The organism is Saccharomonospora azurea NA-128 (genome assembly GCF_000231055.2).
Lineage (GTDB): Bacteria > Actinomycetota > Actinomycetes > Mycobacteriales > Pseudonocardiaceae > Saccharomonospora > Saccharomonospora azurea.
The window spans coordinates 3,113,769-3,137,071 of record NZ_CM001466.1; the positions used below are offsets into that span (position 1 = coordinate 3,113,769).

Consider the following 23,303-nt stretch of genomic DNA (forward strand, 5'->3'; position numbering starts at 1 on the left):
CGGGGTGTGGTGGTGACAGCGGTCACGTTCGTGGCGTGGCTCGTCTTGGCCGTGGTGTTGGTCATCGGGTGGCCGCGCATCAACGCGCAGCGGTCCTGGCGGTTCGCCGCGCTGGGGCTGACGCTGCTGCTGTCGCTGTTCCACCAGCTCGTGTACGCCACCGTCGCCGGTGACGCCTACGTCACCTTCCGCTACGCGCGCAACCTCGCCGACGGCCACGGCCCGGTCTACAACATCGGCGAGTACGTCGAGGGTTACGCGAACTTCCTGTGGATGCTCCTGGTCGCCGTGCCGGGCACGGTGTCCGACGACCCGGGCGTCATCGTGGCCACCGGCGTCGTCCTGGGTGTCGCGAGCGCGCTCGGTTGTGTGCTGCTCGCGTACACGCTGACGAACCGGATCGTGCGCCTGGCCCAGCCGGGCGGCCCGGGACTGCCGGGACTCGGCGTCCTGGCCGCCGCGCTGACGGCCGCCGCGAGCTCGCTGGCCGCCTACGGCGCGTCGGGGGTCGAGGCGCCACTGTTCGTCCTGCTCACGCTCACGCTGTGTCTCGCGTTGACCTCCGGGCGGGCGGTCGTGGCCGGGGTGACGGTGGCCCTGGCGGTCATGACGCGGCCGGAGGCACTCGTCTTCGCTGTCGTCGGCCTCGCGTGGTTCGTGGTGGAAGCCGTGCGCGGCAGGCGGGCCGGGACGGCCGCCGTGGCCTACCTGGCCGGTGCGGCCGTGCTGCTGGTGCCTTGGACGGTGTGGCGTCTCACCGTCTACGAACACCTGCTGCCGAACCTCGTCGTGTCACGGTGGAACGGCTCCTGGTCGAACCGGCTGGCGAGCGGCTGGGACTACGTGGGCGGGTTCGCGCTGGCCTACCAGGCGTTCGTCGCGCTCGCCGTGGTCGCGATCGCGCTTCTGCTGACCCGCCGGGGGCTGCCTCCGAGCGTGCTCCGCGCCCGCTCCGTCATGTGGTTGCTGGTCGCGCTCGCGGTCGGCCACGTCGCGGCCGTGCTCGTGTCCGGCGGCGGGTTGATGCCGGTGTGGCGCCTGCTCTCCCCGGTGCCCGTGCTGCTGGCGGTGCTCGGCACGGCGGCGTACGGGTTGTTCGTCGTGACCAGCCCGGCGAAGACCGCCCCGGCGTCGTCCGCGGACCCGGACCCGGACGGGGAGAACGCTCGCGAACCGCTCGTGCGCAGGCGGACGGTGCCCGTGGTGGCGATGGTGCTCTGCGGCTTGTCGCTCGTGGTGACGGTCGTCCATCCCCGGGCGCTGCCCGCGATGGACGAGCTGAGGACGTCGGCGACCCAGCTCGCGGAGATCGGTCGGTGGTTCCACACGTCGCTGCCGCCGGGCACGGTGATCAGCACCCACAACACGGGCGCGCTGGCCTACGAGGCGGGCCCGGCGATCGTCGTGGTGGACGTGTTCGGGCGCACCGACGAGCACATCGCCCGCGAGGGCACGCCGATGGAGATGGCGACCCGCGGGGTGTACGTCGCGCGGGACTTCGACTACGTCGTCAACGAACGCGCACCGGCGGTGGCGATCGACGACACCGGGTTCACGACGTCCCAGCAGTGCGGCATCAACCCGGCGTACGCGGGGCTCTACGAGGTGGCGAGCTTCCGCCGCGAGAGCACGCCGTACTGGGTGTCGGTGTACGTGCGGCGGGTCGCCGCCACGCATCTGATCCAGCTCCTCGACCGGCACTCCGCCTTCACGTACGTCTCGTGCCTGTAGCGCCGACTCCCTGGATCGCGGCGGTCAGAACCAGCGCTCCAGCACCTGTGCCACACCGTGCTCGGCGTTGGAGGCGGTGACCTCGTCGGCGGCCTCCAGCACGGTCGGGTGGGCGTTGGCGACGGCGACGCCGTGCCCCGTCCAGGTGAGCATCGGCAGGTCGTTCGGCATGTCGCCGAACGAGATCGTCTCCTGCGCCGACACGCCCAGCCGCTCGGCGACGTCGGCGAGCCCGCTCGCCTTCGTGATCCCCGGCGAGGAGATCTCGATCAGACCACCGCCCGTGGAGAAGGTGATGTGCACGCTGTCGCCCAACACACTGCGTGCGGCGACGGCCATCTCGTCCGACGTCATCTTGCGGTGGCTGACCAGCAGTTTCACCGCCGGGTGACCGAGCACCTCCGCGCGGTGGGCCTCGACTCCCTCGCCGTCCTGCCACGGGTTGTGGTAGTCGGCCTCGATCACGAAGTTGCGCAGGTCGTCGTCCACCGCCTTGGTGCCGATGCGCTCGGCCGCCAGAGTGCAGCCGGGCAGCGCGTGGTCGAGCGCCTCGGCCAGGTCGTTGAGGTGTACCGGGTCGAGCCGGCCGGGGACGTCGACGACCCGGTCCTCGCTGATGTCATACAGCACGGCGCCGTTCGCGCACACGGCGTACCCGGTGAGGCCGGTGGCCTCCGCGACCGGCGGGATCCAGCGCGGTGGCCTGCCGGTCACGAGAATGACCGGGACACCGTCGTCGACCGCGCGGGCGACGACGTCAGCGGTTCGGGGCGCAACCTGCTCCATCGGGGTGAGCAGGGTGCCGTCCACGTCAGAGGCGATCAGGCGGGGCTTCTCCACGCCACCAGTTTCCCAGATCGTGCCCACGCTGCGGGGTGTCGTGTTTCACCGATAGCGTCGACGGCGTGCGCGTAGGCATTGTGATCCTCCCCGAGGACAGGTGGTGGGCTGCCGAGCCGAAGTGGCGGGCCGCCGAGGAATACGGTTTCGACCACGCGTGGACGTACGACCACCTCGGTTGGCGTTCGCTGGTCGACGGGCCGTGGTTCGGTGCGGTTCCCACGTTGGCCGCGGCGGCCATGGTGACGTCCACCATCAGACTCGGCACGTTCGTGGCCTCACCGAACTTCCGGCATCCGGTGCCTTTCGCCAGAGAGGTCGTCACGCTCGACGATCTCGCCGACGGGCGGCTCGTGCTCGGCCTCGGTGCCGGCGGGCTCGGCTACGACTCCGCGGTGCTCGGTGGCCCGGAGCTCTCCGCAGCCCAGCGCGCCGACCGCTACGTCGAGTTCGTCGAGGCCCTCGACCACCTGCTCCGCACCGACGGTGCCGACCACTCCGGCACGTACTACACCGCCCGCGGCGCACGGAACCTTCCCGGATGCGTCCAGAAGCCACGGTCGCCGCTGCTGCTGGCGGCCGACGGGCCGAGGACCATCCGCTTCGCCGCGCGCTCCGGCGACGGCTGGATCACCACGGGTCGGCCCGAGGAGGGCCAGACGCACGAGGACTGGTGGCGCCGCGTGGAGGAGCTGTCGAACCGGTTCGACGACGCGCTCGACGAGTCGCGTCGCGAGCGGGTGGTGCGGTGTCTCAGCCTCGACTCCTCGCCCGTGTTCTCGTTGTCGAGCACCGAGGCGTTCGCCGAGGCGGTGGGCCGGGCCGAGGAGCTGGGGTTCACCGACGTGGTGGTGCACTGGCCGCGCAGCGGCCCGCCCTACCAGGGCAGGGAGTCGGTGCTGGAGGAGGTCGCCGCCGACCTCCTGCCCAAGGTGCAGGGCCGGGACCAGACCAACTGAGTCGCTCGAACGGGTGAATTACACCGAGTGGCGGACCCGGACGGCCCTCCGGCTCGTCGAAAAGCCGGTGACGACGTGATCGAAGACGCCCGGGGAACAGGGAACGCGAGGGGCAGCTCGGCCCTCGTGCGGCGGGGTGGAAGCGAAGTGGCAGCAGTCCACTTAACAGGGTTTTCATAACCACGGCCCACCGCACGGGGGTCGGTCCGCGTGGGTAGCCTTTCGCTCGTGAGCGCGGACACGAACATCACAGACAACAGCAGCGGCGCCTACACCGGTTTCGACCTGGTCGTCGTCGGCTCCGGTTTCTTCGGCCTCACCGTGGCCGAACGCGCCGCCAGTCAGCTCGACAAGCGCGTGCTCGTGCTGGAACGGCGCGACCACATCGGCGGCAACGCGTACTCGGAAGCCGAGCCCGAGACTGGCATCGAGGTGCACCGCTACGGCGCCCATCTGTTCCACACGTCGAACAAGCGGGTCTGGGACTACGTCAACCAGTTCACCGAGTTCACGGGCTACCAGCACCGCGTGTTCGCGAAGTACCAGGGGCAGGTCTACACGTTCCCGATGAACCTGCACCTCATCAACCAGTTCTTCGGCAAGTCGCACTCGCCCGACGAGGCCCGCGACCTGATCGCCGAGCAGGCCAGCGAGATCGACACCAAGGACGCCACGAACCTCGAGGAGAAGGCCGTCTCCCTCATCGGGCGCCCGCTGTACGAGGCGTTCGTCAAGGGCTACACGGCCAAGCAGTGGCAGACCGACCCGACGGAGCTCTCGCCGTCGATCATCACGCGGCTGCCGGTGCGCTACAACTTCAACAACCGGTACTTCAACGACACCTACGAGGGCCTGCCCGTCGACGGCTACACGGCGTGGCTGGAGAAGATGGCCGACCACCCCAACATCGAGGTCCGCACCAACGTCGACTACTTCGACGTGCGCGACGCCATCCCGGAGGGCACGCCGACGGTCTACACCGGCCCGCTGGACCGCTACTTCGGATACTCCGAGGGCAAGCTCGGCTGGCGCACGCTGGACTTCGAGCAGGAAGTCGTGCCCACCGGCGACTACCAGGGCACGGCGGTCATGAACTACAACGACATCGACGTGCCGTACACCCGCATCCACGAGTTCCGGCACTTCCACCCGGAGCGGGAGTACCCGACCGACAAGACGGTCATCGTGCGGGAGTACTCGCGGTTCGCCGATGACGACGACGAGCCGTACTACCCGATCAACACGCCCGAGAACCGGGACAAGCTGGAGCGCTACCGCGAGCTGGCGAAGAAGGAGGCGGCGGAGCGCAACGTCCTCTTCGGCGGTCGTCTCGGGACGTACAAGTACCTGGACATGCACATGGCCATCGGGTCGGCGCTGTCGGTCTTCGACAACAAGGTGGCGCCGCACCTGACCGACGGCGCTCCCCTCGACGGGTCGATCGATGCTTGAGAAGCGATCCTCCGAGAGGGCCGTGGGTGAGGAGATCCCACGGCCCTCCGGGGAGCTCGCCGTCCTGGCCGGCGTGCAGCGAGCGATCGCTCGCCCCGCCGTGGTCAAGGCGGCCCGTGGGTTGTCGCACTTCGGTGAGCACAGCGCCGGCTGGTTCGCGCTGGGGCTGGTGGGCGCGGCCGTGGACTCCGGGCGTCGCAAGGAGTGGCTCACCGCGGCGGCCGGTGCCGTCGGGGCGCACGCGGCCTCGATCGCGGTCAAGCGGGTCGTGCGCAGGCGCAGACCGGAGCACCCCGCCGTCACCGTGGGTGTCGGCACACCCAGTCGGTTGAGTTTTCCTTCGTCACACGCCACGTCGACCACGGCCGCCGCTGTGCTGTACTCGGGGCTGGTCGGGCGTAACCTCGTGCCGGCCATCGTGCCGCCGATGCTCGTGTCCCGACTCGTGCTCGGCGTGCACTACCCGACCGACGTACTCGCCGGCGCCGCCCTGGGTGGTGCCGTCGGCGGCGTGCTGCGCCGCAGACTGACCACACGGAAGCGGACCTGACGATGAGTGAGACGACCGAGCGTACGGGCGTCGAGGACGGTGCCTCCACCCGCAAGGGACCGATCCCGACGTTGTTCGGTGTGGTGCGGACCGCCCGGCCACGCCAGTGGGTGAAGAACGTCCTCGTGTTCGCGGCACCGTTCACCGCGGGCCAGATCACCAACGTCGACGTCCTGGTCGACGCCGCAGTGGCGTTCGTGGCGTTCTCGCTCGTCGCGAGCTCGGTCTATCTCGTCAACGACGCCGTGGACGTCGAGGCCGACCGTGCGCATCCCACCAAGCGCAACCGGCCGATCGCCGCCGGGATCGTGCCGATCCCGCTCGCGTACGCGTCCGCGGTGGTGTTCTTCGGCGCGGGAATGGCCGTCGGTGTCCTCGCGGACTGGCGGCTGCTCATCGTGCTCGGCGTGTACGAGGCCGTGCAGCTCGGCTACTGCTTCGGCCTGAAGCACCAGCCGGTGATCGACCTGGTCATCGTCGGTTCGGGCTTCCTGATGCGGTTGATCGCCGGTGGTGTCGCCACCGGCATCAGCCTGTCGCAGTGGTTCCTGCTGGTCACCGCCTTCGGCTCGCTGTTCATGGTGGCGGGCAAGCGGTTCGCCGAGGTCATGCTGTTCGAGCGCACCGGAGCGAAGATCCGGTCGTCGTTGAAGAAGTACTCGGGCAGCTACCTTCGGTTCGTCTGGGCGACGTCGGCGGCAATACTGATCATGACGTACTGCCTGTGGGCGTTCGAGCAACAGCAGCGGGTGCCCGGCACGGTGTGGAGCGTCATCTCCATCGTGCCGTTCGTGATCGCGGTGCTGCGGTACGCCGTGGATGTCGACGGCGGCAACGCGGGTGAGCCGGAGGAGATCGCGCTGCGCGACCGCGTGTTGCAGGTGCTGGGCGCGAGCTGGGTCATCACGCTCGCGTGCTCGTACTACCTGTGAGCGTTCACCGCGGCAGTCCCTCCAGCGGCGGCGCCACGTAGTCCAGGCGGAACACGCTGATCTCCTGGCGCATCGCGTCGCCGCGCAGGTAGGTCGGCACCGGCACGAGTGTCGCGACGTCCAGCAGCGGCGCGTAGGGGCCGCCGGCCTCGGTCGTGTACGACATGCCGGTGAGCCAGCGCAGTCGCGGTCCCACGGTCACCAGGTGGGTCACGGGCTGGGTGACGCCGTGGGCGACGGCGGCCGGTCGCCGGCACGGCAGGAAGAACGCGTTCACCCAGTCCAGCGCGATGGGCTGGGACGCCGGCAGGTAGTCGCCGAGCGGGACGACCTGAGGCAGCCGCGGGGTTCCCACGGCGAGCCGGCCGCCCTCGCCGTGGTCGACGGCCACCACACGGACGCGGGCGGCGCCACGCGGGTCGAGGCGAGCCTCCCGCCACGACCCGTCGCCCAGGCGCAGCCGGTTCTCGCGGACGACGCTGCCGTCGGCGCGGGCGAACTGGACGGTCGCCGACACCGCGCCGTGTCCGGTGAGCGGCACGACCAGGGGCGACGAGCCGTCGGTGCCGGGCGGCAGCGGGTACCAGGGGCTCGTCCAGGACGTCGGGGAGTCCTGATCGGCGCTTCCCCAGACCGGAGCGTCCGGTGTGCCGTAGGGAGCGGGTGGGGGTCTGTCCTCCGGGTAGCCCGCGTCGAGGCGGAAGCCGTGCTGGGAGCCGGTGCCCGGCTCGGCCCGGAGCAGTCCCGCGCGCACGTCCGGTTCCACGTCGAGCCAGTCCTCGACTCCACAGCCTCCGGTGAACGACGCCAGTGTCGACCCCGCGACGCTGTAGGTGTGCTGGCGGGAGTGCAGCGGGTAGGCCAGCGACACCAGTTCGAGGGCGACCGTGCCCAGTGCGAGCAGCGGCAGCGACCAGGCCGGCGACGGCAGGCGCCGCCACGCGCCGAGCAGTCCCACGACCGCCAGCAGGATGCCGCCGCCGAGGACGAGGTCGGCGAGGTCGACTCCGCCCACGTCCGGTTCCTCGCGCGACCACGGCACGCCGAGGTCGGCGACGAACCACCACCGCAGCGGCACGGCGAGCGCCCAGGCGCCGGCGGCGGCGACGGCGACGAGGAACAGTGACCGCTCCAGGGGGCGGCGCAGCGCGCCCGAGCGGACGGTGTGGACCACCGCGGCGACGAGCACCGCGGCGATGGCGCCGAGGGCGCCGAAGTGGTGGGTGTACTTGGTCGGGGTGAAGGCCAGGGCGACGAAGAACAGGACGGCCACCAGCAGCGCTCGCCGGGTCGGGCGGGTCGCGAGGCCGGGCGTGCGCCGGGTGGTCAGCAGCACGGCGAGGACGAGCATCGCGAGCCACAGCAGCACCAGCGGCATGCGCCGGTTGAGGCCGCCCTGCACGGGGTCGAGCAGGTCCTCGTAGCGTCTGAACTCGTCGAACACACCGAAGGCGGGACCGATGGCGGTGCGCACCTCCGTCGAGTGCACGACCGCGGCGAGCGACTGGTCGGCGAACATCACCAGCAGCGGGAGCGCGGCCGCGCCGAGTACGACCGGCACCAGCACCACGCCGTAGTGCCGTCCCAACCGCACGAGGCCACCGGCGGCGGCCACGAACGGTGCCACGGCCACCACGCCGGTGGGGGTGACGGCCACGGTGAGTCCGGCCGCGAACACCGCGACGGCCAGCGCGGCGGCGCTCCGTGTGGCCACGGCGCGTTCCAGCAGCAGGAACACCAGGACCGTGCCGAGCATGACCCACGGTTCCGGGCGCAGGCCGATCCCGAACGGGAGGTACCAGAGAGCGAAGGCCCCGGCCGCGCCGTAGCGCGCCGCCGCGCTGGTCCCGCGCGTCAGCCGCGGCAGCAGCAGCCGGTCGACGAGGAGCCACACCACAACCCCGAGCAGCACGGACGGCAACCGCAGCCACCACAGCGCGTCGCCGACCTGCACGACACCCCGGTACAGCTCGTAGAACCAGCTGAACGGCGCCTCCGGCGCGTTGAGCCAGCGGAAGTAGTTGCCGACGAAGTCGCTGTCCGCGGCGGCCTTCAGCATGGTGACGATGTAGCCGTCGTCCACCGTGGGAGCGCCGACGACGAGCCAGCCCGCCAGCGCACCGAGCACGACGACGTCCGGCCCGCGGGGCCGCCACCACCCGCGAGGGAGGAACCGGACCCGGCGGCGTGTGCTCGCCTGTTCCCGGACGAGCAGCACCAGCATCGCGGTCGCCGCCGCCGGGGCCACGACGGCGAGCGCGAGCCGGGCCGGGCCGGGCGTGCTGTCGAACCGCGTGTCGGCCACCACTTCCACACGGAGATCGGTTTGATCCGCCGCCTCGGTGAACATCCCTGTCACCACAGGCGTGTACGGGGTGTGTGCGATCCGTTCACCGTCGACCGACACGACCGTGCCGTGGGGGCCGGACGACACCGCCCACTCGCAGTCGCGACCCGCCGGGGAGGTGACCAGTGTTTCGTCTCCGACGTGCACCGACACGAGATCGTCGGCCACTTCGACACCCAATCCGGTGCCGATGTGCTGTTCGACAGGCGCGTCAGGGGGTGCCGTGGTAGACAGCAGCAGACCCTCACTGAGCGTGTTCACATCTGTACAGCGGAAGGTGACATCCATTCGGTGGGGTTCGTACGGAAGGAGCGGCAACGTCCTGTCCGCCACCTGAGCATCCGGCCACTCGTACGTCACGGTTCGCGTCTCCACCGGTGCGAGCACGAAGAGCCCGGCTGACACCATGGACAGGAGGCCGCACACCGTGATCAACCAGATACGGAAGGTCACCGTTGGAGCCTAGAGAACGGTTCGACGTTTTCTCTCGCCGGGCCACCTTGCTGGTGGTGACCGGCTCCGCCCTGCTCGCGGCAGGGGTCTTCCTCGTCGTCAAGGACGGCCTCATCGACGACGCCTACATCACGCTCGCCTACGCCAAGAACCTCGCCGTGCACGGTGAGTGGGGACTCGTGCCGGGGATGCAGGCCAACTCCGCCACCTCGCCGCTCAACGTGCTGCTCCTCGGTGCGCTCACGCTGCTCACGCGCGTGTTCGGCGAGGCGCAACCGGTCGTGGCGCTCGGCGCGTTGACGGTGCTGGCCACGGCGGTGCTCGCCTGGGGGTGGACCCGTCTGGCCCGGGTGTACCGGCTGCCGGTGCCGGTGGTGTTCCTCGGCGTGCTGGTGGTGCTGACCAACCCGTTCGTGTTGTCGGCCATCGGTCTCGAGGTGCTGCTCATCCCGGCGGTGCTCGTGGTACTCACGGCGTTCGCCGCGGAGGGGCGCCCGGTCGCGTTCGGCGTGGCGGCGGCGCTGACCGTGCTGGTGCGCCTCGACCTCGTGATCTTCGTGCTGTTGCTGGCGTTCTCGGTCGCCGCGATCCGGCGGCGGCTCGGCAAGGCCGCGCTCACGGCCGTGTTCGTGGCCGCTCCGTGGTACGTGTTCAGCTGGATCGCGCTGGGCTCGGCCGTCCCGGACACGCTCGTCATCAAGCAGGAGCAGGAGGGGCTGTTCGGCAGGTGGACCTACGCGACGGGCCCGGTCATGTACTACCTCGGCGAGAAGTTCGCGGTGGGGATGGCCTTCGCTCCCGCGTTACTGGGGGTCGTCGCGTGGTTCGGCCTCGTGGGACTGCGGCTGGCGCGACGCTGGACACGGTTTCCCGAGGTCTCCGCGCTCGTGGCACTCGGTGGGGGCGCGGTCGCCTACTTCCTCGTCTACACCGCCCTCGGGGTGGGTCCGTACCACTGGTACTACGTGGCACCGGCCACCGCGCTCGGCATGTTCGCAGTCGCCGCGCTCGGGGTGTGGTGGCGGACGGCGAAGCAGGACGACGCTCTGCTGGATCGCACTCCACTGGTGGCACTCGGCCTGGTGGCCGTGTTCGTGGCCGGCGCCGTGACGGTCGGTGCGACGCGGGGCGTGCCCTGGCGCTCACCCGTGATCTTCGGGAACTGGGCGAGTGCGTCGGACTACGCGCACGTCGGGCGGGAACTGCGCGAACGCGTCGGCGGTGACACGGTCGCCTCGCCCGGGGAGATCGGCACGCTGGCCTACCACTGCGAGTGCCGCATCGTCGACGTGTTCTCCGACCGCGGTCGGGTGGCCGAACTCGTGGAGAAGCGCATCGCCGACGCCGGGCCGGTGTCGGCGGCGCTGCTCCGGCTGAACTACCTGTTCTTCGACGGCAGTGTCGAGCGGGCCGAGGTCGACCACCGGCTGCGCTACAAGCGCGGGCCCGGTGCGGGCGAGAACGTCTGGCAGGTGCATTCCGACGCCCTCGGGGTCGGGCACTTCACCCTCGTGCCCGCGGAGGACGCGCAGCGGACGCCGCCCGTGTCGACCACGACCCGGTGACGGCGGTCGGCTCAGCGGTGGGCGTGCGCCCGGTCCCGAGCCCGGCGCACCTTCAGCACCGCGTGCACGTCGCGCGTGTACAGCTGCGAGCCGTCGGTGAAGTGGAAGGCGATCACGGGACGGGGCGGGATGCTGTGTCCCAGAAACGGTGCGTCGAGTGCGGTGAGGTGCTCGACGTCGCGTTCCTCGAACGTCGTGAACACCGGCGCGTCGACCACCTCGCCGCTCGCTGCACCGGCCAGGACCGCCGTCGGGTACACCACCGCGATCCGGCGATCGGTGACGACCACGCGCGCCTCGCCGTGGCTGGCGGCGAGGTGGTCGGCGATCCGGAGGGCGATCTGGTCGGCGTGGTCGGCGGTGGCCCAGTATCCGAGCGTGGGGTCGTCGGTCCAGTCCTCGGCGGGCAGGTTCTCCACCGGGAGCGGCCACCGCGGGCGGTCGCCGCGCACCGCGGGAAGGTCCCGGGCCGGTGCGTACGGCACGTGGCGGCGTCCTCCCACGAGCGCGCCGACGTGCGCGCGCACGGGCGGGCAACCGAGGAGGAGCCGCTCACCGTCGTCGAGCCAGTGCCGGGCGAGCTCCGTCTCGACGATCTCGTCGTTGTGCGCCGCCCGTCTCGGGTCCGCTTCCATCAACGTTCAAGCCCCAGACACAGCATCCACTCGAACACGCTCTCGTCGTCGACGCCGAGCAACAGGTCGAGGCCGGAGCCGTCCACGAAGGACACCCGCAGGCACGGTCGGGTGCGCATGCACAGGCGGCGCCGGGACACGGTGATGTCGCCGATCCGGCTGCGTTCGACGGCTGCGGTCACCGTCATCGGCGGGCAGGTGACGGGCACGTCGGCCGCGTTGTCGCCGTAGCGCCTCGCGCGGTCGGTGACGATGTCGACGAGTTCCCTGCCGAGGCCGATCGTCTTGCGCAGCAGCGACCCCGTCCGTCGCTGCACCGGCACTCGATGGACGTCCAGCACCAGCAGCCGCGCCGAGGTCAGCGCCCACGTGCGCCACTCGCCGACGCCGGTGGGCGCGACGTGCCGCAGGGTCGTGTGGGCCAGGCAGCCGGGGTGATCACCGAACACGACGACGTCCGGAGGCTGCCCTCCCGGACCGGGGTCGAGCTCGGTCGGCACGGTGGTCGTGCCGCGGCCGAGTTCCCAGACCGCGGCGGTCGCCTGTCCTTTCTCGTCGAGCCCGGTCACGTCGTGAGCGATCCGGTTGCCGCTGGCCGCCCACAGCACGGTCTCTCCCGCGGGGACCACCTGCCGGGCCAGTGTGGCGGGGCCGGGTACGCCGACGAGCCCGGCGAGCGGGGACTCGCGTCCGGCGGATCGATGCCGCCCCGTGGGGCCGGGGCGCTGCGTCGGGACGGAGTGCAGCGCCCGGTTCCGATGCTCCCACCGTGTTCGGCTCACGATGCTCCCCTTGGGTTCGCGCTTGCTGCCCGCTCACTGTGCTCGTTCGGACGTGCGCGCGTTGTCATCGGTTCCGTCGGCGAGGGGAGCGCGTCGGCGGTCCGGCCGACACCGAGCCGAGACATTCCGCGCGGTAGTGGTCGAAGAGGGCGTCCTGGGCGGCCTTGACCTCGGCCGGCGGCTGCATCGGCTCGGACGGGACGTCGCCGCCGGCTTCGGCGGCGCGGATGGCCTGGACTCGCTCCGCCCAGACGGTGAGGTCGTCGGCCGGCTCCTCGGGCGGCTCCCGGATCGTGTCGAGGAGGTCGAGGACAAGGCGCTGGGATCGTCGATTTCCGCGGCCCCTGACCCGCACCCGAACGGTGTCACGCCGGGCCGGAGCGCCTCCCCACCGGCCGGAACGGGGAAACAGCCGGTAGCTTACGAACCGGGTCGGGCCGAACGAGTTGGGTGGAGATGACCACGGAGACGGACAGACGACCGGATGGCACACCGGCGGACGACATGAGCGACGAGGGCCGTGGCCGGACCACGCCCCGGCGCTGGTCGCCCCGCCCCGGGAACCGGCCGGAATGGCTCGTCGGGGCACTCGCCCTGCTCCTGGGCTGCGTCTTCGTCGTCGTGGACCTGGCCTTCAACCAGGGCACACTCATCGCACCGATCGACGACGCCTACATCCACCTGCAGTACGCGAGCCAGCTCGGTTCCGGACATCCGTTCCAGTACAACACCGGCGATCCCGTCTCGACGGGAGCGAGCAGCCTGCTGTACGCGTTCGTCCTCGCCGCCGCTCACGCCGTCGGGCCGGCGGGGACGGCGTTGCTGGCGTTCGCCGTGGCGTTCGGTCTCGCGTGCTTCGCCGTGACCGCGGTACTGGTGTGCAAGCTCGGCGCGGCACTCGTCGGTCGCGTCGTGGGTGTCTGGGCCGGTGTGCTCACGGCGGTGAGCGGGCCGTTGCTGTGGGGCGCGGCCAGCGGCATGGAGGTCGGGCTGACGGCGGTGCTGGTCACCGGGTCGGTCCTCGCCTTCGTCCGTGAGCGCCCTGCCGGGCTCTTCCGGTGGACGCCGCTGCTCGCCGCGTTGCTCGCGTTCGTGCGGCCCGAGGGCATGTTCTTCGCGTTCACGCTGTCCGCGGCGATGGTGTGGACGCTCTGGCGCGCGCACGGTTTCCGGTTCGCGCGCCTGGCACTGTGCTGCCTGCCGCTGCTCGTGGGCGTGGCCCAGTACGCGTTCTACCGCCTGGCCACGGGGACGTTCAGCGCCAACGGGGTGCAGTCGAAGTCGCACCTGTCCGACCGGCCGATCTTCTACCTCGGCGAGTTCGTCGACCGCACGTTCGCCAACATCCGCGGGATCGTCGACCACTTCAACGGCCTCAACAACACCGACTTCGTCTTCCCGTTCGCGCTCGTGTTCTTCCTCGGTGGGCTCGCCTACCTGCTGGTGATGCGCCCCGAGTGGCGTGCTCTGGCCACGGCCGTCGTCGTCGGGTTCGCGCTCGTCGTGCTGTCGGCGTCGACGCTGAGCACCGCGCTGATCCACGAGCTGCGGTACTTCCAGCCGTTCCTGCCGCTGTTCGTGCTGTTCGCGGCCACCGGCGGCTACGCGCTCACCCGCCTCGTCCCCCGGGAGCGCGAACGCAGGATGGCCTTGCACGCGGTCCTGCTCGTGATGGTGCTGTTCACCGTCGTGGCCACGCCGACCTGGGCCGTGCGACTCGGGCGGCAGGCGGCCACCATCCGCGACACCGACGTGTCGGTGGCCGCGTGGATCAGCGACAACCTGCCGCCCGACGCCGTCGTGGGGGTCAAGGACGTCGGCGCCATCGCCTACTTCGGGCAGCGCCGGGTCGTCGACACCATCGGACTGGCCACCAACGGCTTCGCCGAGGCCAGCAACAACGGCACCGGAAGCCTCTACGAGGCGCTGCGGGCCCTGCCCGAGGGGCAGCGGCCCACGCACTTCGCGGTGTACGAGCCGTGGCCGGGCGCGTCCATGCAGCCGTTCGTCGACGTGGGCGTGTTCGCCTCGCCTCCGCTGACGACGTTCCCCGTGCGCACCCCGCCCGACCTGAACAACCGGCGGATCGTTCCGTTCACCGAGATCGACGTCCACCGGGCGGACTGGACGCTCGCGGGCAGCGGCGACCGCGCGCCCGTGCCGGGCGAGGTCAGGGACTACCTCAACGTGGGCTCGTTGGAGAGCGAGGGCCGGCACGACCACGAGGTGCGCACCCAACAGCCCGGCTGGCAGCCGTACACGGTGCTGCGCAGGCAGGGCGACGTCGTCGACAGCGGTCGCGTGATCGTGGGAGGCGAGAGCTTCACGGCACGCGGCCTCACCCCGGGCCAGGACCTCACGATCGCCACGCGGGTGCTGTCGTCGGCGGAGAACCGCGACGTCCGGGTGCGGATCGACGGGCGCGACGCGGGCGTGTGGCGGTTGCCCGAGTCGCCGGACGCCTGGACGACCGCCGAGTTCACCGTCGCGGGCGAGCTGATCACCTCGCCCGAGGTCACCGTCGAGTTGGAGCCCACGCGGCCGCTGCTCTCGCCGTACCCGGAGTACACCTCGTTCGGGTACTGGTTCGTGCAGTAGAAGCCGGGGACGGACGCCGGTTCTAGATCGGCAGCTTCCGGAAGATCGGTCGCGGAACGTGCCGCAGCACCGACATGACCAGGCGGAACGCGCCCGGCGCCCACACCAGGTCCTTGCCCTCACGTGCGGCCTTCACGGCGATCTCGGCCACCTGCGGCGCGGTCTGCTCCAGCGGGGCCTTGCCCATGCCCTCGGTCATCTTCGTGCGCACCTGACCGGGCCGGACCACCGTCACCGACACGCCGTCGGGGCGCAGCGCCTCGCCGAGTCCGAGGTAGAAGCCGTCGAAACCGGCCTTGGTAGAGCCGTAGACGAAGTTCGACCGGCGCACGCGCTCCCCGGCCACCGACGACAGCGCGATGATCTTGCCGTGGCCCTGCTCCCGCAGCTTCTGCGCCAGCGGCACGCCGACCGACACGGCCGAGGTGTAGTTCACCGTGGCCATCCGCACCGCGGTGGCGTGGTCCTGCCACGCCTGCTCCGCGTCACCGAGCAGGCCGAACGCCACCACGGCGACGTCGATGTCCCCGTCGGCGAACGCCCGGTCGAGCACGGCGGGGTGGGAGTCGGTGTCGAGCGCGTCGAAGTCGATGCTCGTGACGTCGGCGCCGGCGGCCTTCAACCGCTCGGCCGCCTCGTCCCGGCGCTGCGACGGCCGCGCCGCCAGCACGACCCGCAGCGGTCGCGCGGAGAGGTACTTCTCCGCGATCGCGAGTGCGATGTCCGAGGTGCCGCCGAGCAGCAGCAGCGACTGGGGGTTGCCCACGGCGTCGATCACAGTCCGAGCCTCCTGGCCATGTCGGAGATGAAGATGCGGTCGGGGTCCACGGCGTGCCGGATCTTGCGCCACTCGTCGAGCCGCGGATACATGCGCGCGAACGTCTCGGGCGAGGTCCGCGAGTCCTTCGCCGTGTAGAGGCGCCCACCCGCGGCGAGCACCTCGGCGTCGAGCTCGTCGCAGAACTCCGCGAGGCCCCGCTTCACCGGGAAGTCCACACTGAGCATCCATCCCGGCGACGGCCACGACAACGGCGCCGGGTTCGCCTCACCCATCCGCTTGATGACGTTGAGGAACGAGTAGTGCCCCGAGTTCGCGATGCGGTGGCAGAGGTTCTTCAACGCGTCCTCGCGTCCGAACGGCACCGAGAACTGGTACTGGAGGAAACCAGCACTTCCGTAGGCGCGGTTCCACTCGCCCAGCATGTCGAGCGGGTGGTAGAACTGCGTCAGGTTCTGGATCTTCCCGCGCGTTCCCTTCTTCGGCACGGTCCGCTGCCACAGCGCGTTGATGGCGCCGAACGTCAGCTTGTTGCCCAACCCGTTCGGAAAGACGTCGGGCAGCGTCATCAACTGCGGCGCGTCGAACTTCAGCGGGTCGGCCTTCAGCTTGTCGGGAAGCTGGTCCACCGTGGCCAGCGAGCCGCGCGAGAACGTGGCCCGGCCGAGCCTGCCGTCCCGCGAGATCAGGTCCGGCACGGCCATCGAGTAGTCGTAGTGCAGGTCGGAGCCGTTGCTGAACAGCTCCAGCGTCTCGTCGAGGTTCGCCGTGCGGTCGGCGTCCACCACGAAGTACGCCGACTCGGTCTTCTTCATCCGGATGGTGGCTCGGACCACGATGCCGGTGAGTCCGATACCGCCGACGGTGGCCCAGAACAGGTCCTTCTCCGGCCCCTCGGGCGTCAGGGTGCGCACCGAACCGTCGGCGGTGAGCAGGTCCATCGACACGATGTGGTTGCCGAAGCTGCCCGCGCTGTGGTGGTTCTTGCCGTGGATGTCGTTGGCGATGGCGCCGCCGATGGTGACCTGCCGGGTGCCCGGCAGTACCGGCACCCACAGCCCGAACGGCAGCGCCGCGCGCATGAGCGAGTCGAGGCTCACGCCCGCGTCGACGTCGACGAGAGTCGTGTCCGGGTCGATCGAGTGAATGCGGTCCAGCGCCGTCATGTCGATCACGAGCCCGCCCGCGTTCTGGGCCGGGTCGCCGTAGGAGCGGCCCAGTCCTCTGGCGATCACGCCCCGGTCACCGGCCTCGGTGACGGCGCGGGCGAGGACGTCGACGTCGGGGGTGGAGAGGACGTCGGCCGTGGTCGGCGCCGTGCGGCCCCATCCGGTCAGTGTTCGCCGTTGCGTCCGCCGTTCGGTGCTCACCCGGACCAGAGTAGCGGCGTCGAGGTGCCTAGACTCGGACGGGACGACCCGGAGGTTTTCGCGTCCGCGTGGCCTCTCACTGCCGACGAGGTACTGCATGGTGGCAACGGAATCGCAGGCGAGTGGGACCGACAGTTCCCCACGCGCGCCGTCGCCCGGCTTGCTCGGTCAGATCTCGCGGTTCGTCCTCATCGGTGGTTTCTGCGCACTCGTCGACTTCGGCCTCTACTGGCTGCTGCTGCAGGCGGGCACCTGGGTCCACCTCGCCAAGGCGCTGAGTTTCATCGCAGGCACCACGACGGCGTATTTCCTTAACAGACGTTTTACGTTTACCGCGGCACAAAAGGGTGGAGTTGGGCAGCTGGGTGGTTTCATCCTGCTGTACACGGTGACGTTCTTCGTCAATGTGGGTACGAACGCTCTGGCCCTCAGCCTGCTTCCGGACCTGCGGTGGCGGGTGGCGATCGCCTGGATCGTCGCGCAGGGCACAGCCACCACCATCAATTTCATCATGCTCAAGTGGGTCGTGTTCAAGGAACCGCGCTCTTGATGGGCAGCCGTCGGGATCACTCGATCGGCCTGTACCTTACTGGGCGACTCCCGCGTGATTGCTTTTCATTTGGAGGACTGAGGTCTCATGCCCGGTAAAGCGGCACCGGCCACCGCACCAGAGCAGGCCAAATCCGGCAAAACCGCCGCGAGCAAGGCCACGAGCACAGACAAGGCCCTGTTCTCCGAGCACGCCGGCACAGGCAGGCTGCTCGCGCAGCGCGGCCTGTTCGCCGGTCCGTCCGAGGTGGTGAGCAAGGACCTCTACGCCGAGATCCTCGAGGGTGTGGCCGCCCGCGAACGGGGGAGCGTCACGCTGGAGCCGTCCGCGCGGATCTCCGGCAACACGTACTTCGGTCGGTTCCCCGCGAGCTACTGGCAGCGCTGGACCACCGCCAAGTCCGTCTCCGTCGAAGCCGACGTCACGGGGTCCGGGCAGCTCGCGGTGCGCGCCTCCGACATGGAGGGCGACCCGAGGACCGTCAGCGTGCACACCGTGAGCGGTGCGAAGCACGAGCGCGTGACGCTGGAAGCCCCGCTGGACAAGTTCCTCGACGGCGGCGCGCTGTGGCTCGACCTCGAGACCGAGGGCGAAACCCTCACCGTGTCGAACGTGCGCTGGACCGTCGACTCGCCCGAGACGATCCGGCCCACCGCGGTCACGATCTGCACGATGAACCGCGCGGATGATTGCCTGAGCAACCTCTACGCGCTCGCCGACTCGCTGCCCGCGCTCGACACCCTCGACGCCATCTACGTGGCCGACCAGGGCACCGACACCGTCGACTCGCGCGAGGGTTTCGCCGAGGTCGCCAAGCGCCTCGGTGACAAGCTGCACTACATCAAGCAGCCCAACCTCGGCGGCGCCGGCGGGTTCACCCGCGGCCTCTTCGAGGTCGCGGGCAACACCGAGACCGAGCACGCGAACGTGCTCTTCATGGACGACGACGTGCTGCTGGAGCCCGACCTCGTCATCCGCTTGACGGCGTTCTCCAACCGCGCCGCCAACCCGATGATCGTCGGTGGGCAGATGCTCAACCTGCTGCACCCGAACCAGCTCCACGTCGGCGCCGAGTACGCGCGCCTCAACACGCTGGAGCCGGGGCAGCCCGTCCCGCACAGCCTCTCCACGGCCGACCTGCTCGACGTCGACCCCGAGACCGGCAAGCCGAACCGGCAGGAGCGGCGGGTCGACGCCGGCTACAACGGCTGGTGGTCCTGCCTCATCCCGTACGAGGTCGTCAAGCAGATCGGCTACCCGATGCCGTTCTTCTTCCAGTGGGACGACGCCGAGTACAGCTACCGGGCGCGCGCGCACGGGTTCCCGACGGTGACGCTGCCCGGCGCGGGCGTGTGGCACGCCGACTTCCACTGGAAGGACTGGGACGAGTGGCACCGCTACTTCAACCTGCGTAACTCGATCATCACGGCGGCCCTGCACAGCCCGTTCGACACGAACCTGCTCTCGCGGGTCCTGCTGGCCCAGCTGGTGCGCTACCTGCTGAGCATGCAGTACGGCCTGTCGGCGACGCTGATCACCGCGGTGGAGGACTTCCTCAAGGGTCCGGAGGTCCTGCACGACGGCGGTGTGGCCGCCATGAAGCGCATCCGCGAGATCCGCGCGCAGTACCCGGAGACGAAGCGGTACAAGCCCACCGAGGTGCCGGGCGTCGCGTCCAACGACATCGGCATCATCAACACCGCGCCGCGGCCGAGCATGCAGCGGCTGGTGCTGCTCAAGCGCATCATCTACCGGCTGCTGGGCAAGCACCGCTTCGAGCTCGGTGCCATCCCGAGCGACGAGGCCCACTGGTGGCACGTGTCGCAGTTCGAGACGGCGATCGTCACCGACGCCTCGCAGGAGGGTGTGCGCGTGCGCCGTTACGACCGGCAGCGCATGTTCGAGCTCGCCAAGCAGGGCGTGCAGGTGATCAACCGCCTGCGCAAGGAAGGCAAGCTCGTGCAGGAGGAGTACAAGCGCGCCATGCCGCGCCTGACCAGCCGGGAGAACTGGAAGCGCCTCTACCAGCTCTGATTCCGGACGCACGACGTCGAGGGGCCGTGGGCAGTGTGCTCGCGGCCCCTTCGCCGTCTCCGGGGTCGGTGCGGGCTCAGTGCAGTCCGAAGACCTTGCCTTGGCGGTGCAGGTCGTCGAGGTAGGCGGCGGCCACGTGCGCGAAGTTGACGGCCACGGTTCGATCTTCCGCCGTGCGGACGGTCTGCACGGAGCCGTGTTCGAGGTGGAGGTGCAGTCTGGAGCGCAGCTCGTCCACCTCGTCCGGATGCAACGTGAACAGCAGCGGTTCGCCGCCACTGACGAGGTGGAGGACGAGAGCGGGTTTCTGTTCGGCCATCCACTCAGACCAACAGGCGATGCCCGGGCCGCGCAATGCGGTTCGCTGAGGGCGTGACGAGGCGTTACTCGTTCGGGTGAACGTGTCGTGGCGTGACGGCAGGCTGCTACCTTCCTGTGCGGGTAAGTGAATTTTCAGTGGGGGAGCTGGGAATGGTGCAGTCGTTCTCGTTGTCGTTGGCCGCCGTCGACATCCTGTTCGAGCAGCTCAAGCTGGGCCGAGCGCCATTCCCGTTCGAGGTACCGCACCTCGGCACCACACACACCGAGCGTTCGCAGATCAGGCAGGCCGTGTTCCGCGACCTGGAGAGCCGCGACCTGATGCGACGGGGCAGGCTCGACGCCGACGCGGAGGCGGCGCTGAGCACGTTCGCGCGGGGTCGCGTGGCGGTCACGGCGGCGGCGAAGCTGGAGAACGGCTCCAAGCTGTTCGCGCGGTCGGCCGGCGAGGGCCAGTTCGCGGTGCTCGCCAAGCGCGACGGCAACCTCGTCGTGTTCAACCTGATCCGCCCGGAAGGGCTCGTGCCGGAGATCGTGAACCTCATCCCGTCGGCGCGCCCGGCGCCGGGCCAGTCGGTGACGCTCGCGAAGCCGGAACTCAAGCAGCAGGGTCCCCGCCACGCGGCTGAGGACTCGTACGACCCGTTCGCGGGGGTGTCGGCGCCCGCGTCGCGGGCGTCGGTGCAGGAGCGGGCGGTGCAGCGCATGTTCGAGAAGCCGACGAAGCAGATGGGCCAGTTCACGGCGTTCACGCAGGGCCGGCGCGAGCAGCGCCCCTTGGATCCGGTGGTGTGGTTCGACACCGAGGACGGCCGCATCTTCAGCACGCGCCGCACGGCGGAGGACGGCCAGACGTGGCTGACGTACGCGCCTGCGGACAACGCGCGCATCATCCAACAGCTGATGTCGCAGGTGCAGCCGTATCTGCAGTGATCCGGCAGGGGGGATTGGGTAGGAGTACCTGTCCTTGCCGGAAGTGCTCAACTGCACGTTTCGTGACCGGTAGACTGCGGCCCGGCCGTAGTCGTGACGCGGGGGTGACGTATGCCGACCTGGGACCAGCCAGTGCAGACCGGTGCTGTGGGTGCTTCCGTGGGTGGTGGAGCAGCGGCGGCGATGGGGGCGAGCCTCAACAGCAAGGACGTCGGTTCGATGGCGTCGGAAGCCAAGGAGATGCTGAAGTCGGCGAAGTCCGGCGGCTTCCGAGTGAGCGAGGACGCGGCGCAGCCGATCCGGAAGGTTCTCAAACAATTCGCCACAGAGGTTGAGGAGATGTCACGTGACCTCGTTCTCCTCACTCAGGTGCAACCGGCTCTCGGCGCTCACGAGTATGGCAAGAAAGTAGCAGAGTTTCAGCGACGTGCTACTACGGTGGATCCGACCTCCCCCGCCCGAGTGCTCGGTGCACTGCACAAGGTGCTTCTCGATGCGGATCAGGCTCTCGACATCGCGGTGAAAAAGTACCGAGAATCGGAAGAGTCTGCGGCATCTTCTATCAATTCTAAGCAGGTCTGAGTATGAGTATTGGTATGCCTAAGCGTTGGGCTTCCGCAGCTATTTCGGTGTTCGCGCTGACGATCGTGTCCGGCTGTGGTCAGTCGGAGGAGGGTTCTGCTGCACCCAACACCGAAAGTGTTGCTCCCAGCGTGACGTCTCAGGCTGCTACCAGCGCAGTTGGGGATGCGCAGTCGATTGATCTCTGTTCATTGCTGACTGAATCTGACCTGGCCGAGTACGGCACATTCGATGGACCTGAGGAGCGCGAGCTTCGCGGGTATGCGGTCTGTTCCTGGGCCGATGAGAAGGCGTCGGCCTCCGACATGGAGGCGCCCCTCATCGACCTGATGTTCATCGGGGATCGGGGAGCCGCCGACGTCGTCGATCTCGGCGATGGGCTACAGAACGGTAAGACTGAGAACACAGGTCGAGAGCTAGTCAAAACCTCTGGTGTTGACTCTGTGACCGGGGCTCCGGTCTGCGTGATTGCCATGAGCGTGAGTGACGGTTCCCGCCTTGATGTGACTGTGGGCAGGACCGCTGATCCGTGCGATCTTGCTGGGCAACTTGTCGAATTGGTCGATCCAAAACTTCCTCGGGGGTGACGAAGGTGACGGACGAACGGCCGCCCACGTCGGATCAATTTATCAACATGCCCGCGCAGGACATTCGGGCGTATCTCGCGTCGGGTAAAGAGCCGCCGGATCTGACCGATGAGCAGATGACGCAGCTCCCGCCGGGGACCGAATACTCCTACGCGCAGGCCAAGGCGCTGGCAGGCGATTCCACGTGGATCGGCAAGGTCGGCTCCTTGGCCGTGGGGACTGTCGACGCAGCCGAAGCCAGTGCGGAACGGCGCGACCGGCTCTCCAGCTACGACGTCGAGTACCGCGAGGGTCCCGGTGCGTCCGACTCCAACTATCTGGGGCATGACCACCAGACTCTAAAGACGTTCGTCGATCCCATCGACGCCAAGAACGTCACCGTTTACGCCGACACCTACCACGACCTGCACAAGTTGTTCCAGCGTCTCTCGGACGAGATGCGGGAAGCGGTGGGGAAGTCGAAGCAGGGCTGGGAAGGCGGAGCCGCCGACAGCGCCCACGGTTACTTCACGAGTCTTTCCGACTGGTCGGAAGGCAACTCGCAGAACGCCCAGATGGCGTCCGACATCATCGCCAGCGAGAGCAGCGCCGCGAGCAACGCCAAGAACAGCATGCCCGAGCCCATCCCGTTCAACATGGAACAGGAGATGGACAGCTGGGGCTACAACCCGTTCACGATGGCCGACAAGGTCGAACAGTCCATCCAGAAGATGCAGCAGAGTCAGGCCGCGCACGAAGAAGCCGCGCAGGTCATGACTCAGTACGACTTCGAGTTGCAGGAGGCGGGCAACAAGCAGCCCGTCTTCGCTGAGCCGCCGAAGTTCAATGGCGCGGGCGGGGCCAACGACACCGGCTCCAGCGGCGTCATCTCGATCAACGATCCGAGCACGAGCGCGTCCGGGTTCGTCGGTGGTCCTGTCGGTTCGGGCGGTGGCAACGTGCCCACGGGTGGCGGGCCGGTGAACGTGCCCTCGTCGCCTTCGGGGTCCGTGCCGCCTCCGGTCGCGCCGGGTGTCAGCACCGGCGTGCGGCCTCCGGGGACGACCCGGCCTTCGGGGTTGGCCCCGGGGAGGCCGACGCTGCCGCCTCCCGGGCAGCGCGGCAACCGCAACACGTTCGGGCCCGGCGGCACCGGTGGTGTCGGTGTCGGTCCGATGCCCATGGGGCCGGGCGGTGGCTTCGGGCCCGGTGGCGGCGGTGGCGGCGTTGGTGGCGGCGGACGCCTCGCCACGGGCGGTTTCGGACCCGGTGGTGGCGGCGGTGCCGGAGGTGCTGCTGGACCCGGTTCGGGCGCGGCGACCGGCGCC

At 69.6% G+C, this 23,303-nt stretch carries 21 protein-coding genes; 13 read left to right on the top strand and 8 right to left on the bottom strand.

Annotated features, from left to right (window positions below; all coding sequences use genetic code 11):
• Window positions 1-6 precede the first annotated feature (6 nt).
• On the top strand, window positions 7-1,731 hold the full coding sequence (locus tag SACAZDRAFT_RS14105) for a hypothetical protein (RefSeq protein ID WP_005442793.1): 1,725 nt from the start codon (window positions 7-9) through the stop codon (window positions 1,729-1,731).
• A 24-nt stretch (window positions 1,732-1,755) separates the two neighbouring features.
• Here SACAZDRAFT_RS14105 and SACAZDRAFT_RS14110 read toward each other — a convergent pair whose 3' ends face one another.
• Complete coding sequence (locus SACAZDRAFT_RS14110) at window positions 1,756-2,571, bottom strand: HAD family hydrolase (protein WP_040927990.1); 816 nt, start codon at window positions 2,569-2,571, stop codon at window positions 1,756-1,758.
• Between the two features lie 80 nt (window positions 2,572-2,651).
• On the opposite strand from SACAZDRAFT_RS14110, the gene SACAZDRAFT_RS14115 reads away from it, so the two are divergent.
• The 4 genes from SACAZDRAFT_RS14115 to SACAZDRAFT_RS14130 all read left to right on the top strand — a co-directional run bounded on the left by SACAZDRAFT_RS14115 (window position 2,652) and on the right by SACAZDRAFT_RS14130 (window position 6,464).
• Complete coding sequence (locus tag SACAZDRAFT_RS14115) at window positions 2,652-3,530, top strand: LLM class flavin-dependent oxidoreductase (protein WP_005450715.1); 879 nt, start codon at window positions 2,652-2,654, stop codon at window positions 3,528-3,530.
• Between the two features lie 228 nt (window positions 3,531-3,758).
• A complete protein-coding gene (glf, locus tag SACAZDRAFT_RS14120; protein WP_005450717.1) occupies window positions 3,759-4,982 on the top strand; it encodes a UDP-galactopyranose mutase in 1,224 nt (407 codons plus the stop codon).
• Window positions 4,975-5,532: a phosphatase PAP2 family protein gene (locus tag SACAZDRAFT_RS14125; RefSeq protein WP_005442797.1), complete on the top strand. Its 558-nt coding sequence runs from the start codon at window positions 4,975-4,977 to the stop codon at window positions 5,530-5,532. Before glf ends, SACAZDRAFT_RS14125 begins: the two co-directional genes overlap by 8 nt.
• A gap of 2 nt (window positions 5,533-5,534) precedes the next feature.
• On the top strand, window positions 5,535-6,464 hold the full coding sequence (locus tag SACAZDRAFT_RS14130) for a decaprenyl-phosphate phosphoribosyltransferase (RefSeq protein WP_005442799.1): 930 nt from the start codon (window positions 5,535-5,537) through the stop codon (window positions 6,462-6,464).
• Between the two features lie 4 nt (window positions 6,465-6,468).
• Here SACAZDRAFT_RS14130 and SACAZDRAFT_RS14135 read toward each other — a convergent pair whose 3' ends face one another.
• On the bottom strand, window positions 6,469-9,264 hold the full coding sequence (locus tag SACAZDRAFT_RS14135) for an arabinosyltransferase domain-containing protein (RefSeq protein ID WP_005442803.1): 2,796 nt from the start codon (window positions 9,262-9,264) through the stop codon (window positions 6,469-6,471).
• 53 nt (window positions 9,265-9,317) lie between these two features.
• On the opposite strand from SACAZDRAFT_RS14135, the gene SACAZDRAFT_RS14140 reads away from it, so the two are divergent.
• The gene (locus SACAZDRAFT_RS14140) at window positions 9,318-10,829 is read left to right on the top strand and encodes a glycosyltransferase family protein (RefSeq protein ID WP_232286432.1); all 1,512 of its coding nucleotides are present in this window, start codon (window positions 9,318-9,320) and stop codon (window positions 10,827-10,829) included.
• 11 nt (window positions 10,830-10,840) lie between these two features.
• Here the strand turns inward: SACAZDRAFT_RS14140 and SACAZDRAFT_RS14145 are convergent, their stop codons facing one another.
• The 3 genes from SACAZDRAFT_RS14145 to SACAZDRAFT_RS14155 all read right to left on the bottom strand — a co-directional run bounded on the left by SACAZDRAFT_RS14145 (window position 10,841) and on the right by SACAZDRAFT_RS14155 (window position 12,601).
• A complete protein-coding gene (locus SACAZDRAFT_RS14145) occupies window positions 10,841-11,464 on the bottom strand; it encodes a hypothetical protein (RefSeq protein ID WP_005442806.1) in 624 nt (207 codons plus the stop codon).
• Complete coding sequence (locus tag SACAZDRAFT_RS14150; RefSeq protein WP_005442807.1) at window positions 11,464-12,246, bottom strand: hypothetical protein; 783 nt, start codon at window positions 12,244-12,246, stop codon at window positions 11,464-11,466. Before SACAZDRAFT_RS14150 ends, SACAZDRAFT_RS14145 begins: the two co-directional genes overlap by 1 nt.
• A 64-nt stretch (window positions 12,247-12,310) precedes the next feature.
• Window positions 12,311-12,601 carry a hypothetical protein gene (locus SACAZDRAFT_RS14155; RefSeq protein ID WP_005442808.1) on the bottom strand — a complete coding sequence of 97 codons (291 nt, stop codon included), beginning with the start codon at window positions 12,599-12,601 and terminating at the stop codon, window positions 12,311-12,313.
• Between the two features lie 101 nt (window positions 12,602-12,702).
• On the opposite strand from SACAZDRAFT_RS14155, the gene SACAZDRAFT_RS14160 reads away from it, so the two are divergent.
• Window positions 12,703-14,844 carry a hypothetical protein gene (locus SACAZDRAFT_RS14160; protein ID WP_005442809.1) on the top strand — a complete coding sequence of 714 codons (2,142 nt, stop codon included), beginning with the start codon at window positions 12,703-12,705 and terminating at the stop codon, window positions 14,842-14,844.
• A gap of 22 nt (window positions 14,845-14,866) precedes the next feature.
• Here SACAZDRAFT_RS14160 and SACAZDRAFT_RS14165 read toward each other — a convergent pair whose 3' ends face one another.
• Window positions 14,867-15,622, bottom strand: coding sequence for a decaprenylphospho-beta-D-erythro-pentofuranosid-2-ulose 2-reductase (locus tag SACAZDRAFT_RS14165; RefSeq protein WP_005442810.1), 756 nt, complete (start codon window positions 15,620-15,622; stop codon window positions 14,867-14,869).
• Window positions 15,619-16,992, bottom strand: coding sequence for an FAD-binding oxidoreductase (locus SACAZDRAFT_RS14170; RefSeq protein WP_040927770.1), 1,374 nt, complete (start codon window positions 16,990-16,992; stop codon window positions 15,619-15,621). The genes SACAZDRAFT_RS14165 and SACAZDRAFT_RS14170 overlap by 4 nt, the downstream gene beginning before the upstream one ends.
• A gap of 97 nt (window positions 16,993-17,089) precedes the next feature.
• Here SACAZDRAFT_RS14170 and SACAZDRAFT_RS14175 point away from each other — a divergent pair, with 97 nt between their 5' ends.
• Together SACAZDRAFT_RS14175 and SACAZDRAFT_RS14180 are read left to right on the top strand one after the other, a co-directional pair.
• Window positions 17,090-17,542: a GtrA family protein gene (locus tag SACAZDRAFT_RS14175; protein WP_005450736.1), complete on the top strand. Its 453-nt coding sequence runs from the start codon at window positions 17,090-17,092 to the stop codon at window positions 17,540-17,542.
• 87 nt (window positions 17,543-17,629) lie between these two features.
• Window positions 17,630-19,576 carry a glycosyltransferase gene (locus SACAZDRAFT_RS14180; protein ID WP_005442813.1) on the top strand — a complete coding sequence of 649 codons (1,947 nt, stop codon included), beginning with the start codon at window positions 17,630-17,632 and terminating at the stop codon, window positions 19,574-19,576.
• Between the two features lie 76 nt (window positions 19,577-19,652).
• Here the strand turns inward: SACAZDRAFT_RS14180 and SACAZDRAFT_RS14185 are convergent, their stop codons facing one another.
• A complete protein-coding gene (locus SACAZDRAFT_RS14185) occupies window positions 19,653-19,895 on the bottom strand; it encodes a hypothetical protein (RefSeq protein WP_005442814.1) in 243 nt (80 codons plus the stop codon).
• 152 nt (window positions 19,896-20,047) lie between these two features.
• Here SACAZDRAFT_RS14185 and SACAZDRAFT_RS14190 point away from each other — a divergent pair, with 152 nt between their 5' ends.
• The 4 genes from SACAZDRAFT_RS14190 to SACAZDRAFT_RS23390 form a co-directional block, all read left to right on the top strand.
• Window positions 20,048-20,827, top strand: coding sequence for an ESX secretion-associated protein EspG (locus SACAZDRAFT_RS14190; protein ID WP_005442815.1), 780 nt, complete (start codon window positions 20,048-20,050; stop codon window positions 20,825-20,827).
• Between the two features lie 111 nt (window positions 20,828-20,938).
• A complete protein-coding gene (locus SACAZDRAFT_RS14195) occupies window positions 20,939-21,409 on the top strand; it encodes a hypothetical protein (protein WP_040927771.1) in 471 nt (156 codons plus the stop codon).
• 2 nt (window positions 21,410-21,411) lie between these two features.
• Entirely contained in the window at window positions 21,412-21,996 is a 585-nt protein-coding gene (locus tag SACAZDRAFT_RS22515; RefSeq protein WP_082245309.1) for a DUF3558 family protein, read from the top strand.
• 5 nt (window positions 21,997-22,001) lie between these two features.
• On the top strand, window positions 22,002-23,303 hold a 1,302-nt coding region (locus SACAZDRAFT_RS23390), incomplete at its 3' end, for a hypothetical protein (protein WP_005442818.1).